Genomic DNA, 429 nt, shown 5'->3' with positions numbered 1-429 from the left:
CCTCGATCTCGTCAGCATGGTCCTCGGCAGCCTGGCGCCCCTTATCCGGGTCAGCGCCGGCTCCCAAACCTCGAGTGAGGTCCCTGCCGATGTCAAGCTTAACGTCGGCGTCGCTCGTGAGGAGGGCCTGGGCATCGGTGTTGACGGCGAGGAACTCGACTCCCTTGAGCCCCGCCTCGATCATGCGGTTCACGGCATTGCAACCGCCACCGCCTACCCCCACGACCTTGATCACGGCGAGGTAGTTCTGGGATGGAATAGCCACTGGAGTTCTGCCTCACTCTTGTCTGACGGACCGGTCTAGGGGCAAGGCTATGAGCACGTCAAAAGGGTGTCCAACGCTGCAGCCAACCTTGACCTTGACCCTCAACCGTAGCTTGAGACTACTCAGCGAGAGGTCGGATGCTCAGGGGACGAGACGTCATAACG

At 61.3% G+C, this 429-nt stretch carries 1 pseudogene; it reads right to left on the bottom strand.

Annotation, left to right across the window (positions count from 1 at the left end):
* Nucleotides 1–265, bottom strand: a pseudogene (locus M3148_RS17345) (cell division protein FtsZ); the annotation flags it as partial.
* Between the last annotated feature and the right edge of the window lie 164 nt (nucleotides 266–429).

Source organism: Georgenia satyanarayanai, assembly GCF_023715365.1.
Classification (GTDB): domain Bacteria; phylum Actinomycetota; class Actinomycetes; order Actinomycetales; family Actinomycetaceae; genus Oceanitalea; species Oceanitalea satyanarayanai_B.
Note: the sequence above shows the minus strand (reverse complement) of the source record. Positions and strands in the feature narration are given on the sequence as shown.